Annotated in this window: 25 protein-coding genes and 1 riboswitch; of the genes, 3 read left to right on the forward strand and 22 right to left on the reverse strand. The window is 72.3% G+C overall.

From position 1 onward, the window contains the following. Positions 1-133: 133 nt before the first annotated feature. Positions 134-649 (reverse strand): GNAT family N-acetyltransferase, encoded by a 516-nt coding sequence (locus ABD369_RS19205; RefSeq protein WP_344637666.1) that lies wholly within the window; start codon positions 647-649, stop codon positions 134-136. 197 nt (positions 650-846) lie between these two features. On the opposite strand from ABD369_RS19205, the gene ABD369_RS19210 reads away from it, so the two are divergent. Then, on the forward strand, positions 847-1,860 hold the full coding sequence (locus ABD369_RS19210) for a diacylglycerol kinase catalytic domain-containing protein (protein WP_344637667.1): 1,014 nt from the start codon (positions 847-849) through the stop codon (positions 1,858-1,860). Between the two features lie 188 nt (positions 1,861-2,048). Here the strand turns inward: ABD369_RS19210 and ABD369_RS19215 are convergent, their stop codons facing one another. Next, on the reverse strand, positions 2,049-2,792 hold the full coding sequence (locus tag ABD369_RS19215; RefSeq protein ID WP_344637668.1) for an SDR family NAD(P)-dependent oxidoreductase: 744 nt from the start codon (positions 2,790-2,792) through the stop codon (positions 2,049-2,051). A gap of 265 nt (positions 2,793-3,057) precedes the next feature. Here ABD369_RS19215 and ABD369_RS19220 point away from each other — a divergent pair, with 265 nt between their 5' ends. After that, positions 3,058-3,255 (forward strand): DUF4253 domain-containing protein, encoded by a 198-nt coding sequence (locus ABD369_RS19220; RefSeq protein ID WP_344637669.1) that lies wholly within the window; start codon positions 3,058-3,060, stop codon positions 3,253-3,255. A 373-nt stretch (positions 3,256-3,628) separates the two neighbouring features. On the opposite strand, the gene ABD369_RS19225 is transcribed toward ABD369_RS19220, so the two are convergent. Together ABD369_RS19225 and ABD369_RS19230 are read right to left on the reverse strand one after the other, a co-directional pair. Then, positions 3,629-4,756 carry a transglycosylase family protein gene (locus ABD369_RS19225; protein WP_344637670.1) on the reverse strand — a complete coding sequence of 376 codons (1,128 nt, stop codon included), beginning with the start codon at positions 4,754-4,756 and terminating at the stop codon, positions 3,629-3,631. A gap of 4 nt (positions 4,757-4,760) precedes the next feature. Beyond that, positions 4,761-4,905: riboswitch (cyclic di-AMP (ydaO/yuaA leader) on the reverse strand. Between the two features lie 505 nt (positions 4,906-5,410). Then, the gene (locus ABD369_RS19230) at positions 5,411-6,538 is read right to left on the reverse strand and encodes a nucleotide disphospho-sugar-binding domain-containing protein (protein ID WP_344637671.1); all 1,128 of its coding nucleotides are present in this window, start codon (positions 6,536-6,538) and stop codon (positions 5,411-5,413) included. A gap of 287 nt (positions 6,539-6,825) precedes the next feature. On the opposite strand from ABD369_RS19230, the gene ABD369_RS19235 reads away from it, so the two are divergent. Next, complete coding sequence (locus ABD369_RS19235) at positions 6,826-7,440, forward strand: TetR/AcrR family transcriptional regulator (protein ID WP_344637672.1); 615 nt, start codon at positions 6,826-6,828, stop codon at positions 7,438-7,440. 49 nt (positions 7,441-7,489) lie between these two features. On the opposite strand, the gene hypE is transcribed toward ABD369_RS19235, so the two are convergent. The 18 genes from hypE to ABD369_RS19320 form a co-directional block, all read right to left on the reverse strand. Continuing rightward, the gene (gene hypE, locus ABD369_RS19240; RefSeq protein WP_344637724.1) at positions 7,490-8,479 is read right to left on the reverse strand and encodes a hydrogenase expression/formation protein HypE; all 990 of its coding nucleotides are present in this window, start codon (positions 8,477-8,479) and stop codon (positions 7,490-7,492) included. Positions 8,480-8,561: 82 nt separating this feature from the next. Then, positions 8,562-9,755, reverse strand: coding sequence for a hydrogenase formation protein HypD (gene hypD, locus ABD369_RS19245; protein ID WP_344637673.1), 1,194 nt, complete (start codon positions 9,753-9,755; stop codon positions 8,562-8,564). Continuing rightward, positions 9,752-10,027 carry a HypC/HybG/HupF family hydrogenase formation chaperone gene (locus tag ABD369_RS19250; RefSeq protein ID WP_344637674.1) on the reverse strand — a complete coding sequence of 92 codons (276 nt, stop codon included), beginning with the start codon at positions 10,025-10,027 and terminating at the stop codon, positions 9,752-9,754. Before ABD369_RS19250 ends, hypD begins: the two co-directional genes overlap by 4 nt. A 42-nt stretch (positions 10,028-10,069) precedes the next feature. Continuing rightward, positions 10,070-12,409, reverse strand: a complete 2,340-nt coding sequence (hypF, locus tag ABD369_RS19255) for a carbamoyltransferase HypF (protein ID WP_344637675.1) — start codon at positions 12,407-12,409, stop codon at positions 10,070-10,072. Continuing rightward, positions 12,406-13,155: a hydrogenase nickel incorporation protein HypB gene (gene hypB / locus ABD369_RS19260; protein ID WP_344637676.1), complete on the reverse strand. Its 750-nt coding sequence runs from the start codon at positions 13,153-13,155 to the stop codon at positions 12,406-12,408. Before hypB ends, hypF begins: the two co-directional genes overlap by 4 nt. Before the next feature lie 4 nt (positions 13,156-13,159). Then, on the reverse strand, positions 13,160-13,540 hold the full coding sequence (hypA, locus tag ABD369_RS19265) for a hydrogenase maturation nickel metallochaperone HypA (protein ID WP_344637677.1): 381 nt from the start codon (positions 13,538-13,540) through the stop codon (positions 13,160-13,162). 339 nt (positions 13,541-13,879) lie between these two features. Next, on the reverse strand, positions 13,880-13,990 hold the full coding sequence (locus ABD369_RS41175; RefSeq protein ID WP_425557667.1) for a DUF6893 family small protein: 111 nt from the start codon (positions 13,988-13,990) through the stop codon (positions 13,880-13,882). Then, on the reverse strand, positions 13,990-14,532 hold the full coding sequence (locus tag ABD369_RS19270) for a hydrogenase maturation protease (protein ID WP_344637725.1): 543 nt from the start codon (positions 14,530-14,532) through the stop codon (positions 13,990-13,992). Before ABD369_RS19270 ends, ABD369_RS41175 begins: the two co-directional genes overlap by 1 nt. 89 nt (positions 14,533-14,621) lie before the next feature. After that, on the reverse strand, positions 14,622-16,025 hold the full coding sequence (locus ABD369_RS19275; protein ID WP_344637678.1) for a hypothetical protein: 1,404 nt from the start codon (positions 16,023-16,025) through the stop codon (positions 14,622-14,624). Next, a complete protein-coding gene (locus ABD369_RS19280; protein WP_344637679.1) occupies positions 16,022-16,675 on the reverse strand; it encodes a DUF6084 family protein in 654 nt (217 codons plus the stop codon). Before ABD369_RS19280 ends, ABD369_RS19275 begins: the two co-directional genes overlap by 4 nt. Then, positions 16,672-17,319, reverse strand: coding sequence for a DUF5947 family protein (locus ABD369_RS19285; protein ID WP_344637680.1), 648 nt, complete (start codon positions 17,317-17,319; stop codon positions 16,672-16,674). Before ABD369_RS19285 ends, ABD369_RS19280 begins: the two co-directional genes overlap by 4 nt. Then, positions 17,316-17,786 (reverse strand): thioredoxin, encoded by a 471-nt coding sequence (locus ABD369_RS19290; RefSeq protein WP_344637681.1) that lies wholly within the window; start codon positions 17,784-17,786, stop codon positions 17,316-17,318. Before ABD369_RS19290 ends, ABD369_RS19285 begins: the two co-directional genes overlap by 4 nt. Next, positions 17,783-19,567: a nickel-dependent hydrogenase large subunit gene (locus ABD369_RS19295; protein WP_344637682.1), complete on the reverse strand. Its 1,785-nt coding sequence runs from the start codon at positions 19,565-19,567 to the stop codon at positions 17,783-17,785. The genes ABD369_RS19290 and ABD369_RS19295 overlap by 4 nt, the downstream gene beginning before the upstream one ends. An 82-nt stretch (positions 19,568-19,649) precedes the next feature. After that, positions 19,650-20,708: an NADH-quinone oxidoreductase subunit B family protein gene (locus tag ABD369_RS19300; protein ID WP_344637683.1), complete on the reverse strand. Its 1,059-nt coding sequence runs from the start codon at positions 20,706-20,708 to the stop codon at positions 19,650-19,652. A 140-nt stretch (positions 20,709-20,848) separates the two neighbouring features. Beyond that, positions 20,849-22,537, reverse strand: a complete 1,689-nt coding sequence (locus tag ABD369_RS19305) for a hydrogenase maturation protein (protein ID WP_344637684.1) — start codon at positions 22,535-22,537, stop codon at positions 20,849-20,851. 240 nt (positions 22,538-22,777) lie between these two features. Beyond that, the gene (locus tag ABD369_RS19310; RefSeq protein ID WP_344637685.1) at positions 22,778-23,143 is read right to left on the reverse strand and encodes a hypothetical protein; all 366 of its coding nucleotides are present in this window, start codon (positions 23,141-23,143) and stop codon (positions 22,778-22,780) included. 283 nt (positions 23,144-23,426) lie between these two features. Then, positions 23,427-24,959 (reverse strand): SDR family oxidoreductase, encoded by a 1,533-nt coding sequence (locus ABD369_RS19315; RefSeq protein ID WP_344637686.1) that lies wholly within the window; start codon positions 24,957-24,959, stop codon positions 23,427-23,429. Positions 24,960-25,071: 112 nt separating this feature from the next. After that, entirely contained in the window at positions 25,072-26,037 is a 966-nt protein-coding gene (locus ABD369_RS19320) for a ribokinase (protein ID WP_344637687.1), read from the reverse strand. Between the last annotated feature and the right edge of the window lie 8 nt (positions 26,038-26,045).

A 26,045-nucleotide genomic window follows, 5' to 3' on the forward strand; every position in this document is an offset into this window, starting at 1 on the left:
CGGTCATCTGCGATGCCGCCCGTACGCCGTCTGCGCGTTGGGGGTCCGTACCACCGGCTCGATCCGGCCTGGCACGGCCACCCGGCTCCCTCCGCGTCGCGGTGCCCCCGGGTGGCCGCACCGGGCCGGGGTGTCACGGGAGGCGCAGCGGGCGGATCATGCACACCCGGGGCCAGTGGTCGAGGCCGTGTTCGGCCTCCAGGCGGCGGATCTCCCGCAGGCCCGGGGGCAGCGTGGCCGGGTCCATCGTGCGGAATCCACAGCGCTCGTAGTACGGCGCGTTCCAGGGCACCCGGAGGAACGTGGTCAGGGTGAGCGCGGGCATCCGGTGGGCGGCCGCGTGGCCCGCGAGGTGCTCCAGCAACTCCCGGCCGATGCCCCTGCGGCCGTGCTCCGGGTGGACCGACACCTGTTCGACGTGGAGGTTCCCGTCCACGGGTTCGGCGATCAGATACGCCACCGGATGGTCGTCCGCGTCCGCCGAGACCCAGGCGAGCCCGGCACGCTGGTAGCGGGCGAGCTCCTCGATCGACGGCGGTTCGTCCTCGGCGATCTCGGGCATCCCGACCGAGTGGAAGGGCTCGCCGGCCGCCCGCTCGATGTCCTGGAGCAGCGGGAGGTCATCGATTCGAGCCAGTCTGATGATCATTGTCCCATTCTGGGCACAGCGTGCTGTACCGGCCAGCGGTTATTCGGAGGTGGTTCGCCGACCGCCCTGGCCGACCGGTGCTCCCGAGGTGAACTGCCCACCGGACCACGGCGAGCTGACCACCGGCTGGCCGACCGGCTCGCCATAGTGACGGGATGACACCAGACCAGTCCGGGAGACCGAGTTGTCCCGCGCCCTTGCGGCCCTCCCGTCGCAGCATCCTGGCCGGCGCGCTCGGCACGGTCGCACTGGCCGGCGGCTGCGGCGAGCACCCCACGAAGTCGACCGGTTCCTCCGCCACTACCTCGGCCCCGGCCGCCGGCCCGGCCACCGCTCCCACCGGCCCGGCCGGTGCGTCCCCTTCCGCACCGCCTGCGCTCCCGCAGACCTCGCCGTGGACACCGGGCGCCGGCGAGATCCAGCCGGACGTCAAACTGCGCGCCGTCCAACTCGTCGAGGCGCTCGGAACCTGGCCGGACGGCGGACAGGGAACCGTTCGGGCCGGCAGCCGGATCGCGCCGCTCGGCCTCGACCCCGCCCTCGCCGACCAGGCCGGCCCACTGCTCGGGAGCGTGGACCGCGCCGCCCTCCAGGTGATCGTCGCCCAGTACGGCGGCATCCTCGCCGACTCGGCCAGCGTGCTGGTGGTCTGCGAGCAGTGGACCCAGACGGCAGCCGGCCCGGTCGTGCCCGGCGGCACCACGGTGGACGTACGCCTGAGCGCCGCGACGCCCCGTTGGACCGTCACCGCCCTGCACCCGGCAGCCCCGGGACTACCGGCATCCGCCCTCTCGCCGGCCGCCGTACAGGTACTGGCGAACCGTCGGATCATCCTGCCCCCGGCGGCGGTGGCCGACATCCGCAGCGGATCCGTCCATGAGAGCGTGCTGACCGCCATGCTGACCCTGGCAGCCGCGCACACCTTGGCGGTGAGCGTGGTCAGATCCGGCCATCCGCTCAACGTCTTCGGTACCGACCGCCCGAGCGACCACCCCCGCGGCCGGGCCTTCGACGTCTGGCAGATCGACGGCCATGCCGTGGTGGACCCGGCCACCCCGCACGCCCTGGTGGACGGTTTCATGCGCGCGGCCGCGGCCGCCGGCTCGTACAACGTGGGTGGCCCCCGCCAACTCTCCGGTGGATCGACGCCGAACCAGTTCTTCAGTGACGCCACCCACCACGACCACGTGCACATCGGCTTCGAGACCTGAGCCCTCCAACCGTCCTGAGCCCTCCAGTTGTTCTGAACCCTCCACCCGTCGCGGCACGGACGCCGGGCGGCAAGGCCAACCAGGATGGCCTCCTGCGTCAGGCGGCCGCGCGGAGGCGGCGGTTCAGAGCCGAGCGATCAGGGCGTAGCGCTCGTCATGGACCGCACCTGCCCACAACTCGACGGCGATCAGACCTGGTTGAGGCCGCCGTCGACGAAGAGCTCTGCTCCGGTGGTGAAGGAACTCTGGTCCGAGGCAAGGAAGACGGCTGCAGCGGCGACTTCCTCGGGACGTCCGATCCGACCGAGCGGAAGCATGGCCGCGAGGGAGTCCGCCAGTTGCCGGTCACCCTGCGCCGAGAGGCCGCGGATGCCGGGGGTCTCGATCGGGCCGGGACTGAGGGCGTTGACCCGGATGCCGCGGCCGGCGAGCTCGGCGGCCCAGGTGCGCGCGAAGTTGCGGTTGGCGGCTTTGGTGGCGCCGTAGGTGGTCATCCCCTCGATGCCCATCGAGGCGTTGGTGGAGGAGAGCACGATCACCGAGGCGCCGTCCGGCATCAGGGGCAGTGCCTTCTGGACGGTGAAGATCGCCCCCTTGACGTTGATGTCGAACGTCTTGTCGTAGTGCTCTTCGGTGATCTCCCCCAGTCGGGCGATCTCAGCGAATCCCGCATTGGCGACGACGACGTCCAGCCGTCCCCTTCGCTCCTCGATCGTTGCGAAGAGCCGGTCGAGATCGTCCAGATTCGACACATCACTCTGGATGCCGATGCCCCGTTCGCCGACGACCTGCACGGCCGCGTCCAGGGTGGCCTTGCGCCGTCCGGTGAGGTAGACGGTGGCGCCTTCGGCAGCGAACCGCCGGGCGATGGCCAGACCGATCCCGGTCGAGCCACCGGTCACCAGCGCTACCTTCTCATCCAGCTGTCCCATGCTCGTATCCACTCCCTTGACATCCTCCTCCGGCTGAAGCCGGACGGCTCCAACCCCCGCGGGTCGGGCTTCCCACTTCACGACCGGTTGCCGATCTGGATTGCCGGCAGGGGCGGTGTGCCGCCCATCGGTCCTACATCGGCGCCACAGACCTGACTTACCGTCAGCCCAGCAGTAGGCCGGCCCGAAGCCCGGCCATCGCCCAGCCCAAGCGTGATCAAGCTATCACGTTAAGTGACCATTCGAGGCTGGAGCGTGGTCTGCCTTGGTAGCGGAATGCCGATTTCTGGAGGATCGCTTCGGCACACGGCTGATCGCCCTCCGCTTCGACCAGGGAATCGTCTCCGTCGCCGCACCGCCGCGCATGATCGAGGACGCGCTCGCCGTCGCCGCCGAGCACTTCGCCTTCTGCCCGGACAACATCCGGCAGGGGCACGGAGCGATACGCGAGTACGCGGAGTAGGGCGCATGGAGCCGCCGCCACTGGATGTTCTGGTGGGACTGAGCGGGGCCGAGCCTCCGCAGGCCGGGGGCCGCCGGGACGAGCAACTCCCGTGCGGGGAGTGGTGGCTGCAGGCGAGCGGTGCCCTGGTGGCGGCTCGGCCGGTGAGACGGCCGCGCCGGACGGCCACGGGCGTCATCAGCACAGGGTGCCACCAGCGCTCGGCGCTATCCCGAGGACGGCGAGTCCGTCCACCGGCGATGAGTTGGAGAGTGACCTCATCGGCCGGATCGGGTGCCTCCTTCGGGCAGCCCGCCGACCCGGACGACCGGAGCGCCCCGCAGTGGAGCCGACGTCCTGAGCCGTCAACTCCGGTGCGGGGCGCTCCGGGGGGTCAGTGCTGCTGCAGGTGCAGCGACTGGCCGGGGAGGATCAGATCGGGGTTGGCGCCGATGAGCGCCTTGTTCTCCTCGTAGAGGTGCTGCCATCCGGTGAGCTTGTGCGACTCGGCGATAGCGGAGAGGGTGTCGCCACGCTCGACGGTGTAGGTCTGCGGGGCGGCCGGGGTGTTCGCAGTCGAGGGGGCCGACGGCTGGGCGGGCGCGGCGGGGGAGGCCGGCGTCACGGGCGCGGCGGCGGCGCCGGAACCCGCGGTGGGTGTGCCCGGAAGCTGCGGGGTACCGGTCGCGGAGCCGGGGGCGGGGGTGCCGGTCGCCGGCATCGAGGGGGTGGCCCCCGTCGTCGGGACGCCCGGCTGCGCCGGCTGCGAGGTGCCCGGAGCCGCCGGGCTCGGCGAGGTGGTGTCGGTGCCGGCGCTCGGCTGGGCGGTGGCCGCCGCGCTGTCCATGTGCTTGATGTAGATGTCGTGCTGGACGGTCCAGTGCCAGACGCCGTTGTCCTGGTACCAGTACACGCCGGCGGCCGGGTCGTAGCCCGCGCGGCCGGGGAAGGTCGGAGCTGGGGTGCCGGGCGGAGTGGTGTCGGCGGAAGGCACGCTCGGAGTGGGGGCGGCCGCCGGGGCGTCAGGCGCGGGGGCCGGCGTGGGCGTGGCCGAAGCCTGCGAACCGGGCGCGGTACCGGCCTTGTCGCCGTCATCGTTCTGACGGCCCTTGTCACCGTCATCGTGCCGGCCGCCCTTGCCGCCCTGATCGGTCAGACCGGCCTGCGCGGCGCAGTTGGGCCAGAGGCCGGTGCCGGAGTCTTCGAGGACCCGCTCGGCCACGGCTATCTGCTGGCTCCTGGTGGCGTGGTCGGGCTCGGCGGCGTACTTGTCGCCACCGTGCGAGACCCAGGCGCGCTGCGTCAGACCGAGGCCGCCGTAGTGGCCCTGGCCGTCGTCAGCGCTCCAGTTGCCGCCGGTTTCGCACTGGGCCACGGCGTCCCAGGTCTTGACGGGCGCGGCGTGTGCCCCGGAAGCGGTGAGCAGCGGGAGCGCCAGACCCACGCTCGCCACGCCGGCGGCGGCGATGGCGCGGTCGGCCTGGGTGGGACGGCGGTGGCGGCCAGAGCCGGAAAAGACCACGGAACATTCCTCTCCGTACGCCTACGAGGTGAGCTGTCGGGTTCGGACCGGGAGGTGGCCCGGCCGCGTGGGTACGCGGCTTCACCCCAAGCCGTGGGGGACGGCGACTGACCTGGTTCCCCCGCTCCTGCCCAGGGTGTGCTCGATGTCCCGGAGCGCGAATGGGCAGGACTCGGCGTACTGCGTCCGGGAGTCCGCAACGGCGAACTGCAGGGAGATTAGAGGGATCATCACCTGGATAACAAGCCCGCATCCGGTGCATCACACAAAAATCACGACATTCGTTCAGCCTTCCACTGGACTCCGGCTCTGCTGCTGCCCACGAGCCCGGGGCCGGCTCCGCATGGACACTCAGAGCGGGGAGCGGAGTTGGGTGTGCCGCTGCTGTACCGGGGCCGCCGTTCGACCGCGCCCGCCCGCCCGCGCCCCGAGATCGTGCACCTCCCGATCACCGGTGTCGCCCCGCACCAGGTCCGCCTCGCCTGGTGCGGGACGCGTGCCTCGCCGCTGATCGAGGAGTTCGCCGAGCCCACTGTCGGGTGCAGGAACACCGCTGAGCGGCGCGCGGACCAGCGTGGGCGACCACGCACCTCGGAGATGTGCGGTCATGCTGGTTCCCGCGCCCCTCGGCGGACGTGACGGATCGGGCGGTGCTCAGCGGGTCTCGCGGTACAGCCGCTCGAAGTCGCCGACCAGGGCTGCCGGCGACGGCAGTTCGTCGATCTCGTCCTGCAGGGCGGCAGCCGCGTCGCGCAGGGTCTTGTCGTCGAGCAGCCGGGTGAGCAGCGTGGCGTCCACCGAGTCGCTGTCCGAACGCAGCCCGTACCCCTTGGCCACGGCGGCGTCCACGTTGATGAAGTGGTCGGCGCCCTGCGGCAGGATCAGCTGCGGCACGCCGGCGACGGCGGCGGTGAGCATGGTCCCGGAACCGCCGTGGTGGATCACGGCGTCGCTGACGTCGAGGAGCTCGGCCAGCGGCGTCCACGGGAGCGGACGGATGTTGTCGGGCAGGGTGCCCAGCGGGCTCAGGTCGGCGCTGCCGACGGCGAGCAGGAAGTCCGCGTCGACCTCGGCGGCCTGCTCGGTGAGCCAGGCGATCGGGTTGACACCGGCGTACTCGGTGAGCACCGTGCCCAGGGTGACCGCGATCCGGCGCCGCTCACTGCGGCCGACGAGATCGGAGGGAACGACACCGCCGCCGTTGAAGGGGACGTAGCGGACCCGCCAGCCGCCGCCGTCACCGCCGAGCGAGGCCGGTACCACGTCGATCACGGTGCGCTCGCCGGGACCGGCCACCGAGTGGGCCTGGTACTCGGCGGAGAGGATCTCGGCGAGCCGGTCGAGCATCGGAAGGCCGGGCATCACGCCGAAGTTGTGGACCAGGGTCGGTATGCCCAGCTTGGCCGCGACCAGTGGGGCGGCGGATGCGAAGGGCTCCATGACCATGATGTCCGGGCGCCACTCGGTGGCGACCCGCAGCAGTCCGTCGATGGCGACCCGGCCGTGCTCGGCGAAGCCGAGGGCGGCGAGTTCGAGTATCTCCTCCTGGGTGCGGTCCTTGGCGACGTACCTCGGCTCGTCCTTGGTGATCCGCTGGAAGGCCTCGCCGATGCCGGTGCCGTCGCCGATCTCGACCACCGGCAGTCCGGTGTTGCACAGCGTCTCCAGCGGGGCCGAGCCGGCGAACAGGACCTGGTGCCCGGCCGAGCGCAGGGCCTGCGCGGTCGGAACCATCGGGAAGATGTGCCCGGCCGCAGCCGGAGCGGTGAACAGGACGCGCATGGGATGACTCCTTGCGTTTGCATGGAAGTTCAGATCCGACGTTACGTCAAACGAGTGATCTGAGTGTCCGATTTTCGGACATAGGGAACCCGGAAAACCCCGAGGGCTCTCGACGGGCAGGGGAGGGCCCGGCGCCGGCCGTGAACCACGGCCGAGGGCAGCTCGGACTCCCGCTCAACCACCATGCGCCGCAGTGCGCTTGGCCGCATCGCGCCCCTCCCCCGATTTTCACTGGACAGCCTGTCTTTCATCGGACTGACTGTCAAGGGATTGTAGGATCAGCGCCCATGGCTACTCGTAAATACGACCAACGCCTGAGAGCCGAAGCCTCGGAGGAGACCCGGCGCCGCATCCTCGACGCGGTGTACACCTGCCTCCGCGAGGCCCCGGCCGAGCCGGTCGCTCTGGACAAGGTCGCCCGACTCGCCCGTGTCTCCCGCTCGACCGTCTACCTGGTGTTCGGCTCGCGCGGAGGCCTGTTCGCCGCTTTCGCCGAAGACCTCCTGGAGCGCGGCGGGTTCTCCCGGATGCTGGAGGCGACGGCCCACCCGAACGCCCGCGAGGGCCTGCGCGGTGGAATCCACGGCGTGATGACGATGTACGCCGCCCACCGGGACGTGCTGCGCGCGCTGTACTCGATGGCGATGCTCAGCGCGGACGCGGTCGGCGGCGCCGTCCAGCGCATCGAGCAGGGGCGGGCGGCGGGGGCCTACTACCGCGCGATGCGGCTGGCGGACCAGGGCCAGCTGCGCCCCGACGTCACCACTGAGGAGGCTGCGGACCTGCTCTGGATGCTGACCGGCTTCGACAGCTTCGACCTGCTGTACACCGGCCGCTCCCTCCCGGTCGACCGCGTCGCCGAGCGGATCGCCACGACGGCCGAGCGCACCCTGTGCCGGTGAACGGACACCCGCGCGGCTGCTCGGCGAGCGAGCAACCGCGCGGCAACCCTCAGCAGATCCGCGGCAGTTGCTCCCCCACGGGCAGGTCCACCACTCTGGTGCCGCCCAGGCCGGTGCGGGACACCACCATCCCGGGGTGATCGGCCACGCACTCGCCGATGACGGCGGCCCGCGCACCCAGCGGGTGCGCCAGCATCGCGTCCAGCACCGCATCCGCGTGCTCACGCGGCACGAACGCCACCAGCTTGCCCTCATTGGCGACATACAGCGGGTCGAGGCCGAGGAGGGCACAGGCGCTCGCCACCGGCGCCGGCACCGGAATCGCGCGCTCCTGGATCACCACTCCCACGCCGGCCGCCGCGGCGATCTCGTTGAGCGCCGCCCCGAGCCCGCCCCGGGTGGGATCGCGCAGCACGTGCAGCTCGGGCGTGACCGCGAGCATCGTCTCGACCAGCCCGCCGAGCGCGGCGCAGTCGCTCTCGATCTCCACGTCGAACTCCAAGCCCTCGCGCACGCTCATCACCGCGATCCCGTGCACCCCGAGGTCGCCGCTGACGATCACCACGTCGCCCGGTACCGCTCGTTGTGGCCGGATGTCGACCCCGGCCGGGATCTGCCCGATCCCGGCGGTGTTGAGGTAGACGCCGTCGCCGTGCCCGGCCTCCACCACCTTGGTGTCACCGGTCACAACCTCGACCCCGGCCGCGCGGGCCGCCGCCCCGAGTGCCTGCGCCACCCGGGCGACCACCGCCGTCTCCACGCCCTCCTCCAGGATGAACCCGCAAGACAGATAAGCCGCCTTGGCCCCGCTCATGGCAAGGTCGTTGACCGTCCCGTTGACCGCCAGGTCCCCGATGCTGCCGCCGGGGAAGAACAGCGGGCGGACCACGAAGGAGTCGGTGGAGAAGGCGATCCGGGCCCCGCCCAAGGTCACCGCGGCCGAGTCGCCGAGCCCGGCCAGCACCGGCCCGCCGAAGGCCGGGGCGAAGACGTGCTGCACCAGCTCGGCGGAGAGCGCACCGCCACCGCCGTGCCCCATCACCACCCGCGGATGGTCGCGCAGCGGCAGTGGACAGCTCCAGCCGGAGAAGTCCGGCGCACTCCCGACCGCACCGGTCGCCTCACGCAACGGTGCTCACCTCCTGCGAGCCGGAGACCGACCCCGAGACCGAGCCCGAGGCCGGACCGGAAACGGAGCCGGAGGCCGGACCGGAGACGGAGGCCGGACCGCTGAGCCTGCGGTACAGGTAGTACGCGGCGCACGCCCCCTCGCTGGAGACCATCGTCGCCCCGAGCGGGGTGCGCGGCGTGCACACCGTGCCGAACGCCTCGCACTCGCTGGGCTTCAGTTGCCCCTGCAGCACCTCGCCGCTCCGGCACTGCGCGGGCTCGCACGGGGTGATGTCCGACACCGGGAAGCGGTGCTCGGCATCCTGGTCGCGGTAGCGCGGCGACAGCCGCCACCCGCTGGCCGGAATGACCCCGATGCCGCGCCACGCCCGGTCGGTGACCTCGAAGACGTCCGCGAGCATCGCCTTCGCGGCCGGATTGCCCTCGGGCCGAACGGCACGCGGGTAGGCGTTGTCCACCACGTGCTCGCCGCGCTCCAACTGCCGCACCGTGCGCCGGATGCCCTCCAGGATGTCCAGTGGCTCGAACCCGGTGACCACGATCGGCACCCGGTGGCGGGCAGCCAGTTCCGGGTACTCGTCGATCCCCATCACGCTGCACACATGGCCCGCGGCGAGGAAGCCCTGCACCCGGCAGTCCGGTGATCGCATGATCGCCTCGATGGCCGGTGGCACCCGGACGTGCGAGACCAGCAGGCTGAAGTTGCGGATGCCGAGCTTCTTCGCCTGGTAGACCGTCATCGCGTTCGGCGGAGCGGTGGTCTCGAAGCCGATCCCGAAGAAGACCACCTCGCGCTGGGGGTTCTCCTGCGCGATCCGCAGCGCGTCCAACGGCGAGTAGACCACCCGGACGTCCCCGCCCTCGCCGCGCACCCGGAACAGGTCCCGCTCGGAGCCCGGCACCCGCAGCATGTCGCCGAAGGAGCAGAAGATCACCTCTGGCCGGGCGGCGATCGCCAGCGCCCGGTCGATCATCTCCAGCGGGGTGACGCACACCGGACAGCCCGGACCGTGGATCAACTCCACCTCTTCGGGCAGCAGTTGGTCGATCCCGTGCCGGATGATGCTGTGGGTCTGCCCGCCGCACACCTCCATCAGCGCCCACGGCCGGGTCACGGTGGCGCGGATGTCCGCGAGCAGGCGCCCCGCCAGCTCCGGATTCTGGAACTCCTCCAGGTACTTCATTGCCGCCTCTCCTCCGCCGCTTCCCAGGCATCCCCGAACTCCTCCTGCAGCAGGCCGAGTTCGGCGAACAGGTCGAGCGTCCTGCGTGCCGACTCCTCGTCCAGCCGCTGCAACGCGAAGCCCACGTGGACGATCGCGTACTCACCCTCCCGGAGGTCAGGCAGGTACTCCAGGCACACGTCCTTGACCACACCGCCGAAGTCGACCCGGGCCATCCGGGTTCCCTCCCGCTCCTCGATCTCCATCACCCTTCCGGGCACTGCCAGACACATCCGCCTCTCCTCGCCTCGAGCCGCCCTGTTCCGCCGACCCGGCTACCGGGGCCGTGCGGCCACCATCAGCTGGCCCAGCGCCAGCCCGCCGTCGTTCGGTGGCACCTGCCGGTGGACCAGCACGGTGAAGCCGTCCCGGCGCAGCGCCGTGGCGCAGTCGGTGAGCAGCAGGGTGTTGGCGAACACCCCGCCGCTCAGCGCCACCGTCTCCAGCGCGTGCGACCGGCGGGCGCGGACGCACAGCGCGTGCACCAGCCCGGCCACCGCCCGGTGGAACCGCAGTCCGATCACCTCCGGGCCGACTCCCGCCCGCAGATCGGCGACGGCGGCCGCCAGTACCGGGCGCGGATCGGCCACCCAGTCGGCCGCGCCCGACTCCGCGTCCCCGGCGGTCAGTTCGAAGCCGTAGCCCTCGCCCACCTCGTTCACCGAGGCCGCCGCCGCCTCCAACTCCATCGCCGCCTGCGCCTCGTAGCCCGAGCGGTGGCAGACTCCGGCCAGCGAGGAGACCGCGTCGAACAGCCGGCCCATGCTGGAGGTCGGCACGCAGTTCAGGTTCCGGTCCAACTGGCGCTTCAGCAGGAGGAGTTCACGCTCCGGGCAGACCGCCACGCACGGCAGCTCCGCCGACCACGGCAGCCCGGCGGCATGCAGATGCGCCAGCGCCATCCGGTACGGGCGCTCCACCGCGGCGTCCCCGCCGGGCAGCTCCACATAGGCCAGGTGCGCGAAGCGCCGGTAGGAGTCGTAGTCGGCCAGCAGCACCTCGCCGCCCCACACCGCGCCGTCGTCGCCGTAACCGGTCCCGTCGAAGGCCACTCCGATCACCGGACGGCTCCCGTCCAGGCCGTGCTCGGCCATCACCGAGGCGATGTGCGCATGGTGGTGCTGCACCCGTACCGTACCCGGCTCGCCGGCGCGGGCCCGGCGCAGGGCCCACTGCACCGAGCGGTACCCGGGGTGGCGGTCGGTCGCCACCAGCTCGGGCCGCACCCCGGTCAGTTCCCGTACATGGGTCACCGCCCGCTCGAAGGCCCGCAGCGTGGAGAGATCGTCCATGTCGCCGACATGGGCGGACAGCCAGGCACTGCGGCCCTCGGCCAGGGCGAAGGCGTTCTTGAGGTCGCCTCCCGTCGCCAGCACCGGCGTCACGGGCAGCGGTAGCGCAATGGGCAGCGGCGCGTAGCCGCGCGAACGCCGTACCGGCAGTTCCCCGCCTTGCCAGACCCGTACCACCGAGTCGTCGCACGGGACATGGATCGGACGGTCGTGCAGCAGCCAGGCATCGGCCAGCGGCGCCAGCCGCTGAAGCGCCTCGCCGTCGTCGGTGACGATGGGCTCACCGGAGAGATTGCCACTGGTCATCACCAGCAGCCGGGGTCCCGGCGGATCTCCGGGCAGCCCGAACAGCAGCTGGTGCAGCGGTGTGTAGGGCAGCATCACGCCCAGGTCCGCACTGCCCGGGGCGACCGCCTCCGCCACCGGTCCGCCGGCCCTGCGGCGCAGCAGTACGATCGGCCGCACCGCGCCGGTGAGCAGGCGCCGTTCCGTCTCGCCCAGCTCCACCAGCCCATCCAGGTCCGAGATCCGGCCGGCCATCACGGCGAACGGCTTGTCGCCCCTGGCCTTCCGGCGGCGCAGCAGCGCGACGGCTGCCGGATCGGTGGCGTCGCAGGCCAGGTGGTAGCCGCCGATGCCCTTCACCGCCAGGATCGCCCCGTCCGCCAGCAGCCGCCGGGCCGCCGTCATCGGGTCCTCACCGAAAGCGCGGTTGCGGCCCCTGGTCCCGATCAGGTTGAGCCGGGGGCCGCAGGCGTGGCAGGCGATCGGCTGGGCGTGGAACCGCCGGTCGGCGGGATCGGCGTACTCGCGCGCGCAGTCCGCGCACATCGGGAACCGGGCCATGCTGGTCCTGGACCGGTCGTACGGCAGCCCGGTGACGATGGTGTAGCGCGGGCCGCAGTTGGTGCAGGTGATGAACGGGTGCCGGTAGCGTCGGTCGGCGGGGTCGGCGAGCTCGACCAGGCAGTCCGCGCAGGTGGCGGTGTCGGGTGGGATGACGGCCCGTCGGGTTCCGGTGTCCTGCGAGGCGACGATCGCGAATCCGGGAGCGCCGGTGGCGGCCACCACCTCCTGGGCCAGCGTGTGCACCTCGGCCAGCGGCGGGGCGTCGGAACGGATCCGGCGGCAGAACGCCCGCACCGCCTCGGCGCTGCCCTCGACCTCCGCGAGTACCCCCGCACCGGTGTTGGTGACGTGCCCGGCCAGCCCCAGCTCGGTGGCCAGCCCGAAGACGAACGGCCGGAAGCCCACCCCCTGGACCACCCCCTCGACCGCGATCCGCCTGCGCTGCACGGCGCCGGTCTCCGCCGGCACGGTCACCGTCCCTCCAGTACCATGCCGTGGTCGCCGTGGTCGCCGTGGCCGTGCGAGTGGGCGGGCCGGGCCGCCAGCACCGGCCGGTGCACCGGGGCGCCGTCCAGTACCGCGAGCGCGCGGTCGAGCAGCGCGCCCGTCCCCGCGCCGGTCCGCGCTGCGGTGAGCAGGATCTCCACGCCCGGGTTCACCCGGGCCACATTGGCGCGGAATGCGGCCTCGTCGAAGCCCACCGCCTCGGCCAGATCGGTCTTGGTCACCACCACCAGGCTCGCCAGGCCGAACGCCGTGGGGTACTTCAGCGGCTTGTCCTCGCCCTCCGTCACCGAGGCCAGTGCGACCCGCAGCGACTCTCCGAGGTCGTAGGAGGCCGGGCAGACCAAGTTCCCCACGTTCTCCACGAACAGCAGCCGGGTGCCCTCCGGAAGCCAGCCCTCCAGATGCCCGCGCAGCATCGCGGCCTCCAGATGGCACAGCCCGTCGGTCAGCACCTGCTTCACCGGCACCCCCGAGCGGGCGAGCCGCACCGCGTCGTTCTCGGTGGCCAGGTCGGCGGTCAGCGCCGCGACCGGCACCCCGCGCTCGCGGGCGAGCGCGAGCTCGGCCTCCAGCAGGGCGGTCTTGCCGCTGCCGGGGCTGGACAGCAGGTTGACGGCGACCGTGCCGCGCGCGGCCAGGTCGGCGCGCAGCTCCCGCGCCTGCTCGTCATTGCGGGCGAGTACCGCCTGTTGGAGATCGACGACACGGCACACGGGTTCAACCCTCCTGGTGGGTCGGGGCGGGCGCGGGACCATCGGCCCAGCACACGCTCAGAATCTGCAGTTCCCGACCGGCCAGCAGCTCGGCCTGCGCGCCGCCGCAACCGGGGCAGCACAGGTCGGGCGGCATGCCGACGGGCCATTCGGTGGCGCACCCACCGCAGCGGGCGCGGGCCGCGACCGGTTCGGTCAGCAGCTTCGCGCCCCGCACCACGGTGTCCGCGCAGGCGAGTTCGAAGCAGAAGTCCAGAGCCTCGGGCACCACCCCGGCCAGCTCGCCGACCTGGATCCGGACGGACTCGACCGTCCGGGCGCCGTGCCGTTGCGCGGCCCGGGCCACCTGCTCCACCACGGCCAACGCGATCGACATCTCGTGCATCGGCCTCTCCCCGTCGCCCGGTCGCGGGCCTGCCGCCCCTCGCTCCGGTGACCCATTACAGGGCGGCCCGGCCATCCGCCCGGGCCGCCGCGCCGTGGCCGCGCACCCGACTACGCCATTCGCCCCACACCGCCCGACCCGGTGGCGCCCGCCCGGGCGGAGCGCATCCGTGCCCTACCCGAGCCCGGCAAGCGCGGTGTGCGGCAGTGAGGGGCGCGGATGGCCGCGCGGTCCGCCGCACCCCGAGGTGCGTCCGGCTTCGCGCGCGGTGCCCCGCGCCCCTCGACAGTGCGAGATCGGGAATGGCCCGGCACCACGGTGCGGGTGCCCGGCCGCCGGTCACATCCTCCTGATCTGCAGGTAGCGCTTGATGTCGGGTAGGTTCTGGGCGACGGCCAGCGCCAGCCCGGCTCCTGCCAGGACCATGCACGCGACAACGATCTTCCGCATCAGGGCACCTTCCTCTCTACACGGCCCGCCACCGGGCCGCCGACACCGGTCGGGCGTCCGAGGCCCCGGGCCTCGCCGTCCCGTACCACCTGCAGGACCAGCTCGACCGCCCGGTCGACGGCGGCCGCCACCACCGGGCTGAGGCCGAGGCGTTCGTCCACCGACTCCGGTTCGCAGCCGACCACCAGGACCCGTTCGGGCGGGCTGGTCCCGGTTCCGGCGCTGAGCGTCGTCATCAGCGCCAGCACCGCGTCCGGCCCCATCCGATGCCCGTCCAGCAGGGAGTACCCGGGCTCGACCGGATGCGCGCCGGTCGCCTCGATCAGATAGAGCGTCCCCGGCCGGTCCCCCCGCTCGGTCGCATCCACCAGAACCAACGTCCGGTAGCCGTCGAGGAGTTGGTAGGCCAGGTGGACCCCGCGCACACCGAAGTCGACGGCTTCCACCCCCTCGGGCAGGGGCTGGGCGGCGAGCCGGCGCACCGTCTCGACGCCGAAGCCGTCATCCCCGAGGAAGATGTTGCCGACACCCGCGACCAGCACCCGGCACCGCTCGCCCGCTGTTGACGGCGCGGTCGTGGCGGCAGGCGCGGCCGACGCATCTGCCGTCGTCCCAGGCGCGTGCGGGCCGCTCACAGGTCCTCCACCGGGGTGACTTCGTCGGGCTGGAAGTACCGGAAGCGGCCCTGCGCCCGCCAGAGGTCCGCGCCGGGGTCACCGTCGATGGTCACGGCCAGGTGGACCGCGCCGTCCACGTCCCGCAGGACCGCCTCCACCAGCGCCGTCCGCCCGTGCAGGAACAGGTCCTGCGCATCGGTGCGCCGCCGCCCGGGCTTGAGGACGACCCGGCTGCCGGCCCCGACCGACCGGCCGTCGACCACCACCCGGTCGAGGGCCGGATCGACACTCCGGTCGGCCCCGGGATCCCACCAGGGGGTGTCGGGCGAAGGCCCGGGGAAGCCGTCCCCGTCCGGCCCCGCGGAGGTCACCCCGGCCGAGGTGACCTCCCGCAGACCGCGCACCGCCCCGTGCAACCGCTCCAGTACCTCGGGAGGCAGCGAGTCCGCGAGGTCGATCACGGCACCGGCCAGCTCGTCGGTACCGCGGGCCTCCCGCTTCTCCTGCTCGGTCAGGGCTGCCGTGCGCAGGGTGAGGATCTCGTCGATCTCGGTGGCGTCGTAGAGCGCTCCCGGGCTCTCGGGCGCGATCTCCGGATGGTCGGAGAGGATGATCGGGGAGGAGAGCACCACGTCCGCCGCTCCCGCCGCCCCGGCCAGTACCGGCCAAGTGTGCTCGTTGCGGCACTGCGTGACGGCGGGCGCGGCCCACTGCGGCGGATCGGTCATCGACACGAAGGCACCCGCATCGAGCCCCAGCAGCAGGTGCGCCGCCACCAGCGAACGCCGCAGCGCCGACTCGCGGTCGGCGCCGTCGGGCGGGGTCCAGACGCTGCTGTTCTCCACCACGGCGGTCAGCCGCAACGCACCGTAAGGGCCGGGGAGTTCCGCCGCCGACAGGTTCAGCACGCCGTCGAGCCGCTCCCGCCGCCGGGTCAGACGGCCCACCGGCCGTTCGTTCTCGTACACGACCTCCTGCACCTCGCAGGCCGGCAGGTCGAACGGGACCGAGACCCGCTCGACGGTCAACTCATCCACCGGGAACGAGACTTCGAGCCGTTCCGGGACTCCCTCGTCCCACGGCACCAGCACCCGGTCGGACAGGGCGAGTTCGTCCACCTCCTCGAACCCCCGGTCGGCCCGCTGCCGTTGCACCGTCCGCCGCTGGACGTGCAGGAAGCGCAGCTCGACCGTCAGCCGCGCACCTCGGCGTGGTTCCATCAGGCACTCGGTGCGCTGGTGGGAGTGTTCGGAGCCGGCTGCCGCGAAGGACGGCGGGACGAGCACCCCGAACTGCCAGCGCATGCGGTTCTTGGCCGCCGACGCCCGGTAGGGGTAGAGCACATAGCCCTCGAACAGGACGGCGTCCGCGATCCGGTGGGCGGCCTCGAAGCCCGGTGGAGGGGTGGGCCCGTTCACCGCAGGCTCCCTTCGGCCCTGGCCGCGGCCGCGCCCGCCAGCAGCGCGTCCACCGTGGCCTCCCAGGACGGCAGCCCGTGGCGGGAGCGGTACTCCAGCAACGCGTCCATGCTGGTGCGCGGCAGCCGGATCCAGCCGCACCCCGGGAAGTGCTGCTCCATCATGTCCCGCCAGACCCGCACCGGCAGCCGGCAGGACGCCTCCCGGTCCCAGGGCACGGGCTGCACCTGGAAGCCGCCGGGGCCGGCGAACGCGGTACCGGAGAACAGCAGCAGCAGCGGTGCCTCGCCGTCCGCCAGGGCGTCGAAGTAGCGGGCGGCGGCGACGTCCATGTCGTAGGTGCACGGCACCACCAGGTCCGCCTCGGTCTCCCCGGTGAACCCGGGGACGGTGAGCGAAACCTGGGCCAGCTGGACCGGGTTGACCGAGCCGGGCCAGCGGCTGCGCTCACCGAACAGCACCTTCAGCCGCTCGGCCTCGCCCGGCCCGTACGAGCGGCGGGCGGGTTCGATCCGCAACTGGCAGTGCAGCACCAGGGCGTGCACCCGGACGCCCTCGCCGGCCGCGATCCGCAGCCGGAACACCAGGGTCGGGCCGGCTGCGTACGGATCGGCGCGGACGCCGGTGCAGCTGAAGGCCAGGCCGGTCACAACGCCACCTCCTGGGCCAGGACCCGGGCGCGCTGCTCGACCCGGGCGAAGAACGAGTCGAGTTCGGCCCGTGCCCGGGATCCGCCGTCGAAGCCCTGCCAGTGCAGTCGCATCCGGCCGACCAGCTCGTAGCAGACGTCGATCGGCACCAGGAAGTACTGCAGGCCCTCCGTCGTCCGGCGCAGCAGCAGCGCCTCCACATCCGGTTCGAGGAGGCCGGCCAGCCTGGTGCGGCCGAGGGTGAACTCCCAGGTCTGCGGGTCGAGTTCGCTCTCGGTGGGACCGGCCGGGCTGGGGTAGAGCGCGATCAGCCGGCGCAGCGCCGTGTTGCGGAAGAAGAAGGCGGTGGACACCGGGATCTGCAGCGACTCCCAGTCGGACCGGCCCAACTCGTGTGCGGGGTCCATGAGATAGCGGTCGGGGACCTTCCGGTAGCGGCCCTCGGCGGCACCGGGAGTCTCGAACAGCATGGCGCAGGCCGGGCAGGTGCAGGCGAGGGCACGGTCGTCGGTGTCCACCACATGCCGGTGGCCGGACGGGAGCCGGACCCCGCAGAATCCGCACCGCTCGGGTTGCGGCGGCGCTGGCTCGCGCAGCCGGCGCAGCAGCGCCGAGCCCGGCCGGGAGATCGGACGCGCGTTCACCGGACCTCCGCCGCGGCGGGCGGGCGGGCGCCGATCTGCAGCAGCGGCGCCGGGGGCCGCTCCAGCTCCACGGCGGTCACCTCGGGAGCGTGGCAGGAGAGCGCGCTCTCGACGTCCTCCATCGCCGATGAGCCGCAGCCGCAGCCGGAGACCTTGCGAAGTGCCAGAACACCGCTGTCGCGGTCGAATCCGACCACCTCCACCGCGAAGTCGGCCACCGCCCGGGCGATCCGGGCGGTGACGTCCTCGGGGTGCAGGTCGTGCAGCGCCAGCAGCCCGGCCACCAGGCGGTCGTCCAGCAGCGGGGTCAGCACGCCGGGTGGTAGCAGCTCCACCAGCCGGGCGAGTCCGGCGCTGTAGAAGGCCATCAGCTCGCGAACCAGCACCTCGCCGGCCTCCGCCTGCCCCGACGCGGTGAGCGAGTCCAGCACCTCCTTGACCCGCAGCCCGGTCAGCTCCGCGCTCATCCGCCAAGCCCGCTCAGGCCGGTGGGGACGTGCATCTTCTGCACCGTGCGCCCGCCGCCCAGGTACATGTGCACCCCGCAGGGCAGACAGGGGTCGAAACTGCGCACGGCACGCATGATGTCGATGCCCTTGAAGTTCTCGGGGCTGTTCTCCTCGAAGATGGGGGTGTTCTGCACCGCGTCCTCGTACGGTCCCGGGGTGCCGAAGCTGTCGCGCACGCTGGCGTTCCACGGGGTCGGCGGGTAGGGGTGGTAGTTGGCGATCTTGCCGTCGCGGATCACCAGGTGGTGCGAGAGCACGCCGCGGACCGCCTCGGTGAAGCCGCAGCCGATGCTCTCGTCCGGCACCTCGAACTTCTCCCAGGTCTGGGTGCGTCCGGCGCGGACCTCGTCCAGCGCCTTCTCGGTGAAGTACAGCGCGGCGGCGGCGCTGTAGGCCTGGAAGTAGGTGCGCGCCCGGTTGCGTTCGAGTGCGTTGCTCCACTTGGGGATCTTCCACTCGAAGGTGACCTCCGGCTTGGTCATGGTGCGCGGCAGGTTGATCTGCACGCTGTGGCCGGTGGCCTTGATGTAGCCGATGTCGACCAGACCGGACAGGGCGGTGGACCAGAGCCGGGCGATCGGGCCGCCGCCGGTGTCCAGGGCCAGGTACTCCTTGCCGTCGAACCAGCGCGGCGACATCACCCAGCTGTACTTGTCGTCGAAGTTCCGCTTCTGCGGCGCCGGGATGGTGTGCTGGTTCCACGGGTGCCTGGGGTCGATCGGGTTGCCCAGCGGGTCGTGGGTGACGAACTGCTCCTGGCCCTCCCAGTCCTGGTAGTAGGAGCTGCCGAGCAGGATCCGGATGCCGAGGTTGATCTCGGTGAGGTCGTTGGTGACCAGCTTGCCGTCGACGATGATGCCCGGGGTGACGAACATCTTCCGGCCCCAGTCGGTCATGTTGCGGTAGGTGAAGTCACAGTGGTCGGGGTCGTTGAGCGCGCCCCAGCAGCCGAGCATGACCCGGCGCCGGCCGACCTCCTCGTAGCCGGGCAGCGCCTGGTAGAAGAAGTCGAAGAGGTCGTCGTGGAGCGGGACCACCCGCTTCATGAACTCGACGTAGCGGGTCAGCCGGGTGAGGTAGTCGGTGAACAGCTGGACGGTGGCCACCGTGCCGACCCCGCCGGCGTAGAGCGTGGAGGGGTGCACATGGCGACCCTCCATCAGGCAGAACATCTCCCGGGTGTAGCGGCTGACCTGGAGCGCCTCGCGGTAGAACTCGCCCTCGATCGGGTTGAGCGAGCGCATGATGTCGGCGATGGTCCGGTAGCCGTGGTCGCCGGCGTGCGGCGCCTCGGTGCGCTCGGCGAGCTCCAGCACGCCCGGGTTGGTCTCACGGACCATCTTCTCGCAGTAGTCGACCCCGACCAGGTTCTCCTGGAAGATGTTGTGGTCGAACATGTACTCGGCTGACTCGCCCAGGTTGATGATCCACTCGCCCAGGTGCGGCGGCTTCACCCCGTACGCCATGTTCTGCGTGTACACCGAGCAGGTCGCGTGGTTGTCGCCGCAGATGCCGCAGATACGGCTGGTGATGAAGTGCGCGTCGCGCGGGTCCTTGCCGCGCATGAACAGGCTGTACCCGCGGAAGACCGACGAGGTGCTGTAGCACTCGGCGACCCGCTTCTGCTTGAAGTCGATCTTCGTGTGGATGCCCAGGCTGCCCACGATCCGGGTGATCGGGTCCCAGGACATCTCCACCAGGCCGCTGCCGTCGCCGGCCGTCCTCGTCGTCTCTGCCATCGTCCTCGTCGTGCCTTCCTTCGGATTCTGCCAACAGGAGAGGGCGCCGCACACGTCACCCCGTGTGCGGCGCCGCGGGTTGTCACCAGGGCGCGCGGTAGCCGGTCGTCAGCTTGCGGCCGGTGCGGCGCCACTTCGGCTCCTTGTCCACGGTCGCGGCCGTGATCGAGCGCAGCCAGCGGATCGTGCCGCCGTAGGTGCTGCTCACGCCGGCGGACACCTTGCTACCGGGCGGCTCGTCCATGAACGGCATGAACTTGTCGGGGAAGCCCGGCATGGTGCAGGCGATGCAGATGCCGCCGACGTTGGGGCAGCCGCCGATGCCGTTGGTCCACCCGCGTTTGGGAACATTGCACTTGACCACCGGACCCCAGCAGCCGAGCTTCACCAGGCACTCCGGTGAGCCGTACTCGGTGGCGAACTGACCCTGCTCGTAGTAGCCGCCGCGGTCGCAGCCCTCGTGTACGGTCGCGCCGAACAGCCAGGTGGGGCGCAGCTTGTCGTCCAGCGGGATCATCGGTGCGGCGCCGGCCAGCTGGTAGAGCAGGTAGGTCAGCGTCTCGGCGAAGTTGTCCGGCTGGATCGGGCAGCCCGGGACACAGACGATCGGCAGCCCGGCCTTGGACTTCCAGTTCCAGCCCAGGTAGTCGGGCACGCCCATCGCCCCGGTCGGGTTCCCCGCCATCGCGTGGATGCCGCCGTAGGTGGCGCAGGTGCCGATCGCGACCACGGCCGTGGCTTTGTTCGCGAGCCGGTCCAGCCACTCGCTCGTGGTGACGGGCTGCCCGGTGGCGGGGTCGTCACCGAAGCCGCACCAGTAGCCCTCCTTCTTGATCGACTCGTTCGGGATGGACCCCTCGACGACCAGCACGAACGGCTCCAGCTCGCCGCGGTCCGCCTTGAAGAACCACTCGATGAAGGTGTCGGCACCCTGCGCGGGGCCGCACTCGAAGTCGATCAGCGGCCAGTGCACCTCGATCTTCGGCAGGCCGGGCAGGGCGCCGGTGACGATCTCCTCGATGCTCGGCTGCATCGCGGCGGTCAGCGAGACGGAGTCACCGTCGCAGCTGAGGCCCGCGTTGATCCACAGAATGTGCACCGGGGGCGCTTCGGTGCGCTCCGGCGTTGCTGTAGCACCCATGAGGATGCCTCCTCGGAAACGGGATGAGCCCGGCATAACGGACCCATTGACTTACTAGCAGCTGATCCGCCGGTACGAGCGCTGGGCGGGCCGAACCGGTGACGGCCGCCCGCGCGCCCCGTCGCGTCCGGACGGGTGAGTCAGCGCAGCTGGGGCGGTGCACCCGAGACGGGCTGCTTGCGGACGAAGGCCGAGCGCAGCGCGTGGTACGGCTCGCCGGGCCCGAAGAAGTTCCGGCGCATCCGCTCCAGCTCCGCCGCCCGGTAGGCCGCCAGCGGCCGCCGCGCCTCGTCGCGCTCCCGGGCGGCCTTCTTGGCGGCGATCCGCTCCTGCAGACGCCCCGAAGTGGCCAGCGAGACGGCGAGGCCGCCGACGGCGGCACCGAAGTCCCCCGGCGTGCTCGGGACCACCCGGTCCACCAGGCCCAGCCGCAGAGCCGCCTCGGCGGTCACCGGCAGCGCCTGCTCGGTGAGCCGACGGGCGGCGGCCTCGCCGACCCGGCGCGGCAGGGTGTACGTCCAGTACTCCGAGCCGTACAGACCCATCAGGCGGTAGTGCGGGTTGAGCAGCACGCCGGCGCGGCACCAGACATCGTCCGCCGCCAGGGCCAGCATCACGCCGCCCGCCGCCGCGTTGCCGCCGAGCGCGGCCACCACCAGGCGGTCGGTGGTGGTCAGCACGGCCGCCACCAGGTCGTCGATGGCGTTGATGTTCCGCCAGGACTCCTCGGCGGGGTCGGCGGCGGCCTCGATCACGTTCAGATGGATGCCGTTGGAGAAGAAGTCCCGCCCGCCGCCCAGGACCAGTACCGAGGTCGGACGGTCGCAGGCAGAGCGGTACGCGTCCAGCAGGCGGCGGCAGTGCGAGGTGCTCATCGCCCCGCCGGGGAAGGAGAAGCGCAGGAAGCCGACCGGGCCCTGCTCTCGGTAGTCGAGGTCGGTCCAGGTCCGGCGGCCGGGCGGCAGGGTGGGCGGGGCCGGAACCTCCGGCAGCCGGGGGAGGAGGCCGCCCAGTGCCAGGACGGCCGGGAGCTTGAAGGTCGCCGGGCCGCCGGGGCGCCGGCGCGGCCGGAGTTCGGGGATCCACACCGCGCCGTCCACCGTGGCCCGGCAGACCGCCCCGGCCCGGGTGGCCAGCAGCTCACCCGGCACCCCGCGCAGCCCGTCCTCCGGGTGACCGCCGTGCAGATACCATTCGCCGCCGAGCAGTTCGTCCAGCACACCGGGCTGCGAGTGGGCCGCCCGCAGCTTGCGGACCACGGTGGCGGTCGGGTCCGCCGCCCAGTCGACGCGGCGCAGGGACTGGTCGAAGTACGGGCGGGTGTGGTCGGGTACCCGCCAGCCCCGGCCGTACTGCGGTTGCGGGACGTACGTGCGGGAGGCGAAGCGCTCCACGGCGAGCAGTACCGCCTCCAGCGCGGCGTCGGCCACCTCGTTGCGGTACAGATCGCTCTTGCCCACCGGCGGCACCGGGCAGCGGGCGCTCGCCCAGACCGGGCCGCCGTCCATCACCTCGTCCGCTTGGAGCACCGTCACGCCCCAGTGCTCCGCGCCCTCGTGGATCGCCCAGTCCAGCGCGGAAGGCCCCCGGTCGCCGGGCGGACCCGGGTGGACCACCAAGCAGGTGTGGGCGGACCAGACGTCGGGAGGGATGACGGACTTCAGCATCGGGGCCAGCAGCAGGTCCGGGGCATGCGCGCGGACGGCCGCGCGCAGCTCCTCCGGGTCGGGCCCCAGATGGACCGCCATGGTGTGCCCGCGCTCGCGCAGTTCGGCGAAGACACGCTGGCTGAGACTGTTGAACGCGCTCGCGACGAGCAGAATCCGCATCCCGACCTCCGGGGTGGCCCGACCTCTAGGGATCGTGAACCACGGCACCGCACGTGCGTCCGAGCCCCGGCGGCGAGGTCACCCGATCGGCGGGGACCGGGACGGCCCGCGAGCGGCGCGTCGGCGGAGGCGGTGCGACCGGTGTCGACCGGTTGGATCGCCGAACCCGACCGGATTCGAGCGATTCGGACTTGGCTGGGACGGCGGCTGCCCGGTCCGGTGGGACCGGGCAGCCCGGGGTCAGGAGACGCGCTTGAGCTGCCAGGCGTTGTTGTTGAAGCTGGGCACGGGCGAGTAGCCGCAGCCGCTGCTGAAGAAGGTGCTCACCTGGACCCAGCCGGCCGGCGGGTAGGTCGAGGCGCAGGCGTTCACCACGGTGCCGACCGGGAGGCCGGTGAGCTGCTTGATCTGCTTCATGTTCGGTGAGGTGGTCGAGCCGCAGCCGGCGCTGGTCCACCACTGGACGTCGACGAATCCGCTCGGGGTGAGCGTGCTCGCGCAGACGTTGGTGACATCGCCGGGGGCGGCCTGGGCGGGGGATGTGGTCAGGGCGAACGTGGCGGTGGCGAAACCGACGGCCAACAGGCCGGCTCGAAGACGCGTCATGGGTGATGACTCCCTGTGTGAGCGTGAACTGCCGTTTGCATATGCATTACTAACGCTTCATAAGCGGAATCGGCAGTAGCTTTTCGGCAGATATCGAGAGCGCGGGCCGAAAAGCGCCCTCCGCGCACGGATTGCCAGTCGGCGCGCGTCCTGCGGACGTCGGTTCTCCGGGCGGTGCGAGAGTGGCGCAGGCGTCGTTTCCGGCGGCCGGGGCGGTGGCGGCGCGCCGAGCCCGGAGGGCGTGGCTGCCGTGCTCTGCCGGGTGCGGCACCCCTCGCCGCCCTCATCGCCCAGGGTGCGACCGGTCGGACGGCGACTGGGCTCGGGCCGAGTCGCAGGCGCGGCGGGCGATGTTGCGGGCCATGCCTCCGAAGACGGCCGCGTGGAACGGGGCGACCGCCCACCAGTAGGCGTGGCCGGCCAGGCCGTGCGGGTGGAACAGGGCCCGTTGGCGGTAGCGGGCGCCGCCGTCGCCGTACGGGCCGACGGACAGCTCCAGCCAGGCCAGGCCGGGCAGTCGCATTTCCGCGCGCAGCCGCAGGAGCCGGCCCGGCTCGATCTCCTCCACCCGCCAGAAGTCCAGTGAGTCGCCCACCCGGAGCCGGTCCGGGTCGCGGCGGCCGCGCCGCAGGCCGACCCCGCCGACCAGCCGGTCCAGCAGGCCGCGCGCGGCCCAGCCGAGTGGGAAGGAGTACCAGCCGTTCTCGCCGCCGATGCCCTCGACCACCCGCCACAGCGCCGCCGGGGAGGCGGCGACCGGTCGCTCCCGGATGTCCTGGTACAGGCTGCCGCCGGCCCAGTCGGGGTCGGTGGGCAGCGGGTCGCTGGGAGCGCCGGGCAGGGACGCGGAGGACCAGCGGGTGGCCACCTCGGCGTCCCTGATCCGCTTGAGCGCGAGCCGGACGGACTCGTCGAAGCCGATCGGGGCGCCCGGTGGGTCGGGCAGGTACCGGGCGAGGTCGTGCTCGGTGCAGACCACCTCATGCCGCAGTGACTCCACCAGCGGCCGGGCCAGCGATCCCGGCACCGGCGTCACCAGGCCCACCCAGTGGCTGGACAGCCGGGGAGTGAGCACCGGAACCGGGACGATCACCCGGCGGCGCAGCCCGGCCACCCGGGCGTACCGGTCCATCATCTGTCGGTAGGTCAGGATCTCGGGCCCACCGATGTCGAACGTCCGGTTGACGTCCCCCGGCAGACGGGCGGCGCCGGTCAGCAGGCGCAGCACGTCCCGGACCGCGATCGGCTGGATCCGGGTGTCCACCCAGCTCGGGGTGACCATCACCGGGAGCCGCTCGGTCAGGTAGCGGAGCATCTCGAAGGAGGCCGAGCCCGAACCGATGATCACCGCCGCCCGCAGTTCGGCGGTCGGAACCCCGCTCTCCCGCAGGATCCGGCCGACTTCGGCGCGGGAGCGCAGGTGCGGTGAGAGCCGTTCGGCGGGCACGTCCGAGGGCTGGAGGCCGCCGAGATAGACGATCCTCCGTACCCCGGCCCGCTCGGCTGCCGCACCGAACGCCTGGGCCGCCGCGCGGTCGCGGGCCTCGAATCCCGGCCCGGTGCCGAGCGAGTGGACCAGGTAGTAGGCGAGGTCCACGCCTTCGAAGGCGCCCGCCAGGGTGTCGGGACGGGTGACATCCCCGGTGGCGGTCTCGACCTGGGCCCGCCAGGGGTGGTCGCGCAGCCGGCCGGGGTCGCGGACCAGACAGCGCACGGTGTACCCGGCGGCCAGCAGTTCGGGCACTAGCCGCCCGCCGAGGTAGCCGGTGGCACCGGTGACCAGGCAGCGCAGGGGAATGGTTGTCGGTACGGGCATCGGGGGCTCCCGGGTCTCGCAGGCGGATCACCGATACGTCTACCGGACCAGCGGCCGGCCCGCACGCGGCTCGATCTGCCCGGGGACCGGTGGGTGGCGTGTGATCGTGAGGTCAGTCCGGTGTGGATGCGGCGAGGAGGGCCACCTCGGTGCGGGTGGGGAGGGAGGTCTGGGCGCCAGGGCGGGTGGTGGCCAGGGAACCGGCGGCGCAGGCGTGCCGCAGGGCGGTGGTGAGCGGGGTATGGGCGGCGAGGGCGAGAGTGAGGGCGGCGGAGAAGGCGTCGCCGGCGCCGACGGTGTCGACGACGTCGACCGGGTAGCCCGGATGCGAGAGGTGGCCGTCGGCGGTCGCCGCGACGGCGCCGTCGGCACCGAGGGTGATGACGACCAGGTCGGGGCCGAGTTGACGCAGTGCGGCGGCGAGTCGGGGCCAGGCCCCGGTCGGTGGAGCGGTGGCGATCAGACCCGCGGCGGTGAGGAGGTCGGTGGCTTCGGTCCGGTTGAGGACCAGGACATCGGTGTGGGCGAGGAGTTGGCGGAGCTGGTCGTCGAACGGCGGCATCGGGGCGGCGTTGAGGACGGTGCGGACTTTGGCCGTGCGGGCCGCGCGGGCGGCGGCGAGTGCGGTGGCCACCGGTACCTCCAGCTGGAGCAGGAGGACGTCGGTCCCGGTCACGAGGCGGGCCGGGTCGCCGCCGGTCAGCCGGACGAGGGCTGCTTGGTCGAGGTGGCGGTTGGCGCCGGGGGCGAGCGTGATGGAGTTCTCCCCGTCCTCCTGGACGACGATCAGGGCCAGGCCGGTGGCGGTGCCGGGCAGGGTGCCCACCGCGGTGTCGTCGACGCCCTCCGTGCGCAGGCCGGCCCGGAGTGCCGCGCCGAACTCGTCGTCACCGAGGAGTCCGACCAGGCGGACCCGGCCACCGAGTCGGGCCGCCGCCACGGCCTGGTTGGCCCCCTTCCCGCCGGCGCCGCGGACGGCGTCCTGCCCGGAGACGGTTTCGCCGGGAGTCGGAAGTCGAGGGACCCGTACGGTGAGGTCCATGTTGAGGCTGCCGATGACGAGCACGTGGTCGTTCATGTTGCCAC

The sequence above is a fragment of the Kitasatospora cystarginea genome, from assembly GCF_039533515.1.
In the GTDB taxonomy this organism is placed as follows: domain Bacteria; phylum Actinomycetota; class Actinomycetes; order Streptomycetales; family Streptomycetaceae; genus Kitasatospora; species Kitasatospora cystarginea.

Excerpts from the sequence above, each read along its gene's own strand:
- ABD369_RS19235 (WP_344637672.1), top strand. The coding sequence starts at position 6,826 with ATGGCTACTCGTAAATACGACCAACGCCTGAGAGCCGAAGCCTCGGAG.
- ABD369_RS19305 (WP_344637684.1), bottom strand. The coding sequence starts at position 22,537 with ATGCGGATTCTGCTCGTCGCGAGCGCGTTCAACAGTCTCAGCCAGCGT.
- ABD369_RS19230 (WP_344637671.1), bottom strand. The coding sequence starts at position 6,538 with ATGCGCGTCCTGTTCACCGCTCCGGCTGCGGCCGGGCACATCTTCCCG.
- ABD369_RS19215 (WP_344637668.1), bottom strand. The coding sequence starts at position 2,792 with ATGGGACAGCTGGATGAGAAGGTAGCGCTGGTGACCGGTGGCTCGACC.
- ABD369_RS19250 (WP_344637674.1), bottom strand. The coding sequence starts at position 10,027 with ATGTGTCTGGCAGTGCCCGGAAGGGTGATGGAGATCGAGGAGCGGGAG.
- ABD369_RS19310 (WP_344637685.1), bottom strand. The coding sequence starts at position 23,143 with ATGACGCGTCTTCGAGCCGGCCTGTTGGCCGTCGGTTTCGCCACCGCC.
- hypE (WP_344637724.1), bottom strand. The coding sequence starts at position 8,479 with ATGGGGCACGGCGGTGGCGGTGCGCTCTCCGCCGAGCTGGTGCAGCAC.
- ABD369_RS19205 (WP_344637666.1), bottom strand. The coding sequence starts at position 649 with ATGATCATCAGACTGGCTCGAATCGATGACCTCCCGCTGCTCCAGGAC.
- ABD369_RS19320 (WP_344637687.1), bottom strand. The coding sequence starts at position 26,037 with ATGAACGACCACGTGCTCGTCATCGGCAGCCTCAACATGGACCTCACC.
- ABD369_RS19290 (WP_344637681.1), bottom strand. The coding sequence starts at position 17,786 with ATGAGCGCGGAGCTGACCGGGCTGCGGGTCAAGGAGGTGCTGGACTCG.
- ABD369_RS19315 (WP_344637686.1), bottom strand. The coding sequence starts at position 24,959 with ATGCCCGTACCGACAACCATTCCCCTGCGCTGCCTGGTCACCGGTGCC.
- ABD369_RS41175 (WP_425557667.1), bottom strand. The coding sequence starts at position 13,990 with ATGCGGAAGATCGTTGTCGCGTGCATGGTCCTGGCAGGAGCCGGGCTG.
- ABD369_RS19295 (WP_344637682.1), bottom strand. The coding sequence starts at position 19,567 with ATGGCAGAGACGACGAGGACGGCCGGCGACGGCAGCGGCCTGGTGGAG.
- hypA (WP_344637677.1), bottom strand. The coding sequence starts at position 13,540 with ATGCACGAGATGTCGATCGCGTTGGCCGTGGTGGAGCAGGTGGCCCGG.
- ABD369_RS19300 (WP_344637683.1), bottom strand. The coding sequence starts at position 20,708 with ATGGGTGCTACAGCAACGCCGGAGCGCACCGAAGCGCCCCCGGTGCAC.
- hypD (WP_344637673.1), bottom strand. The coding sequence starts at position 9,755 with ATGAAGTACCTGGAGGAGTTCCAGAATCCGGAGCTGGCGGGGCGCCTG.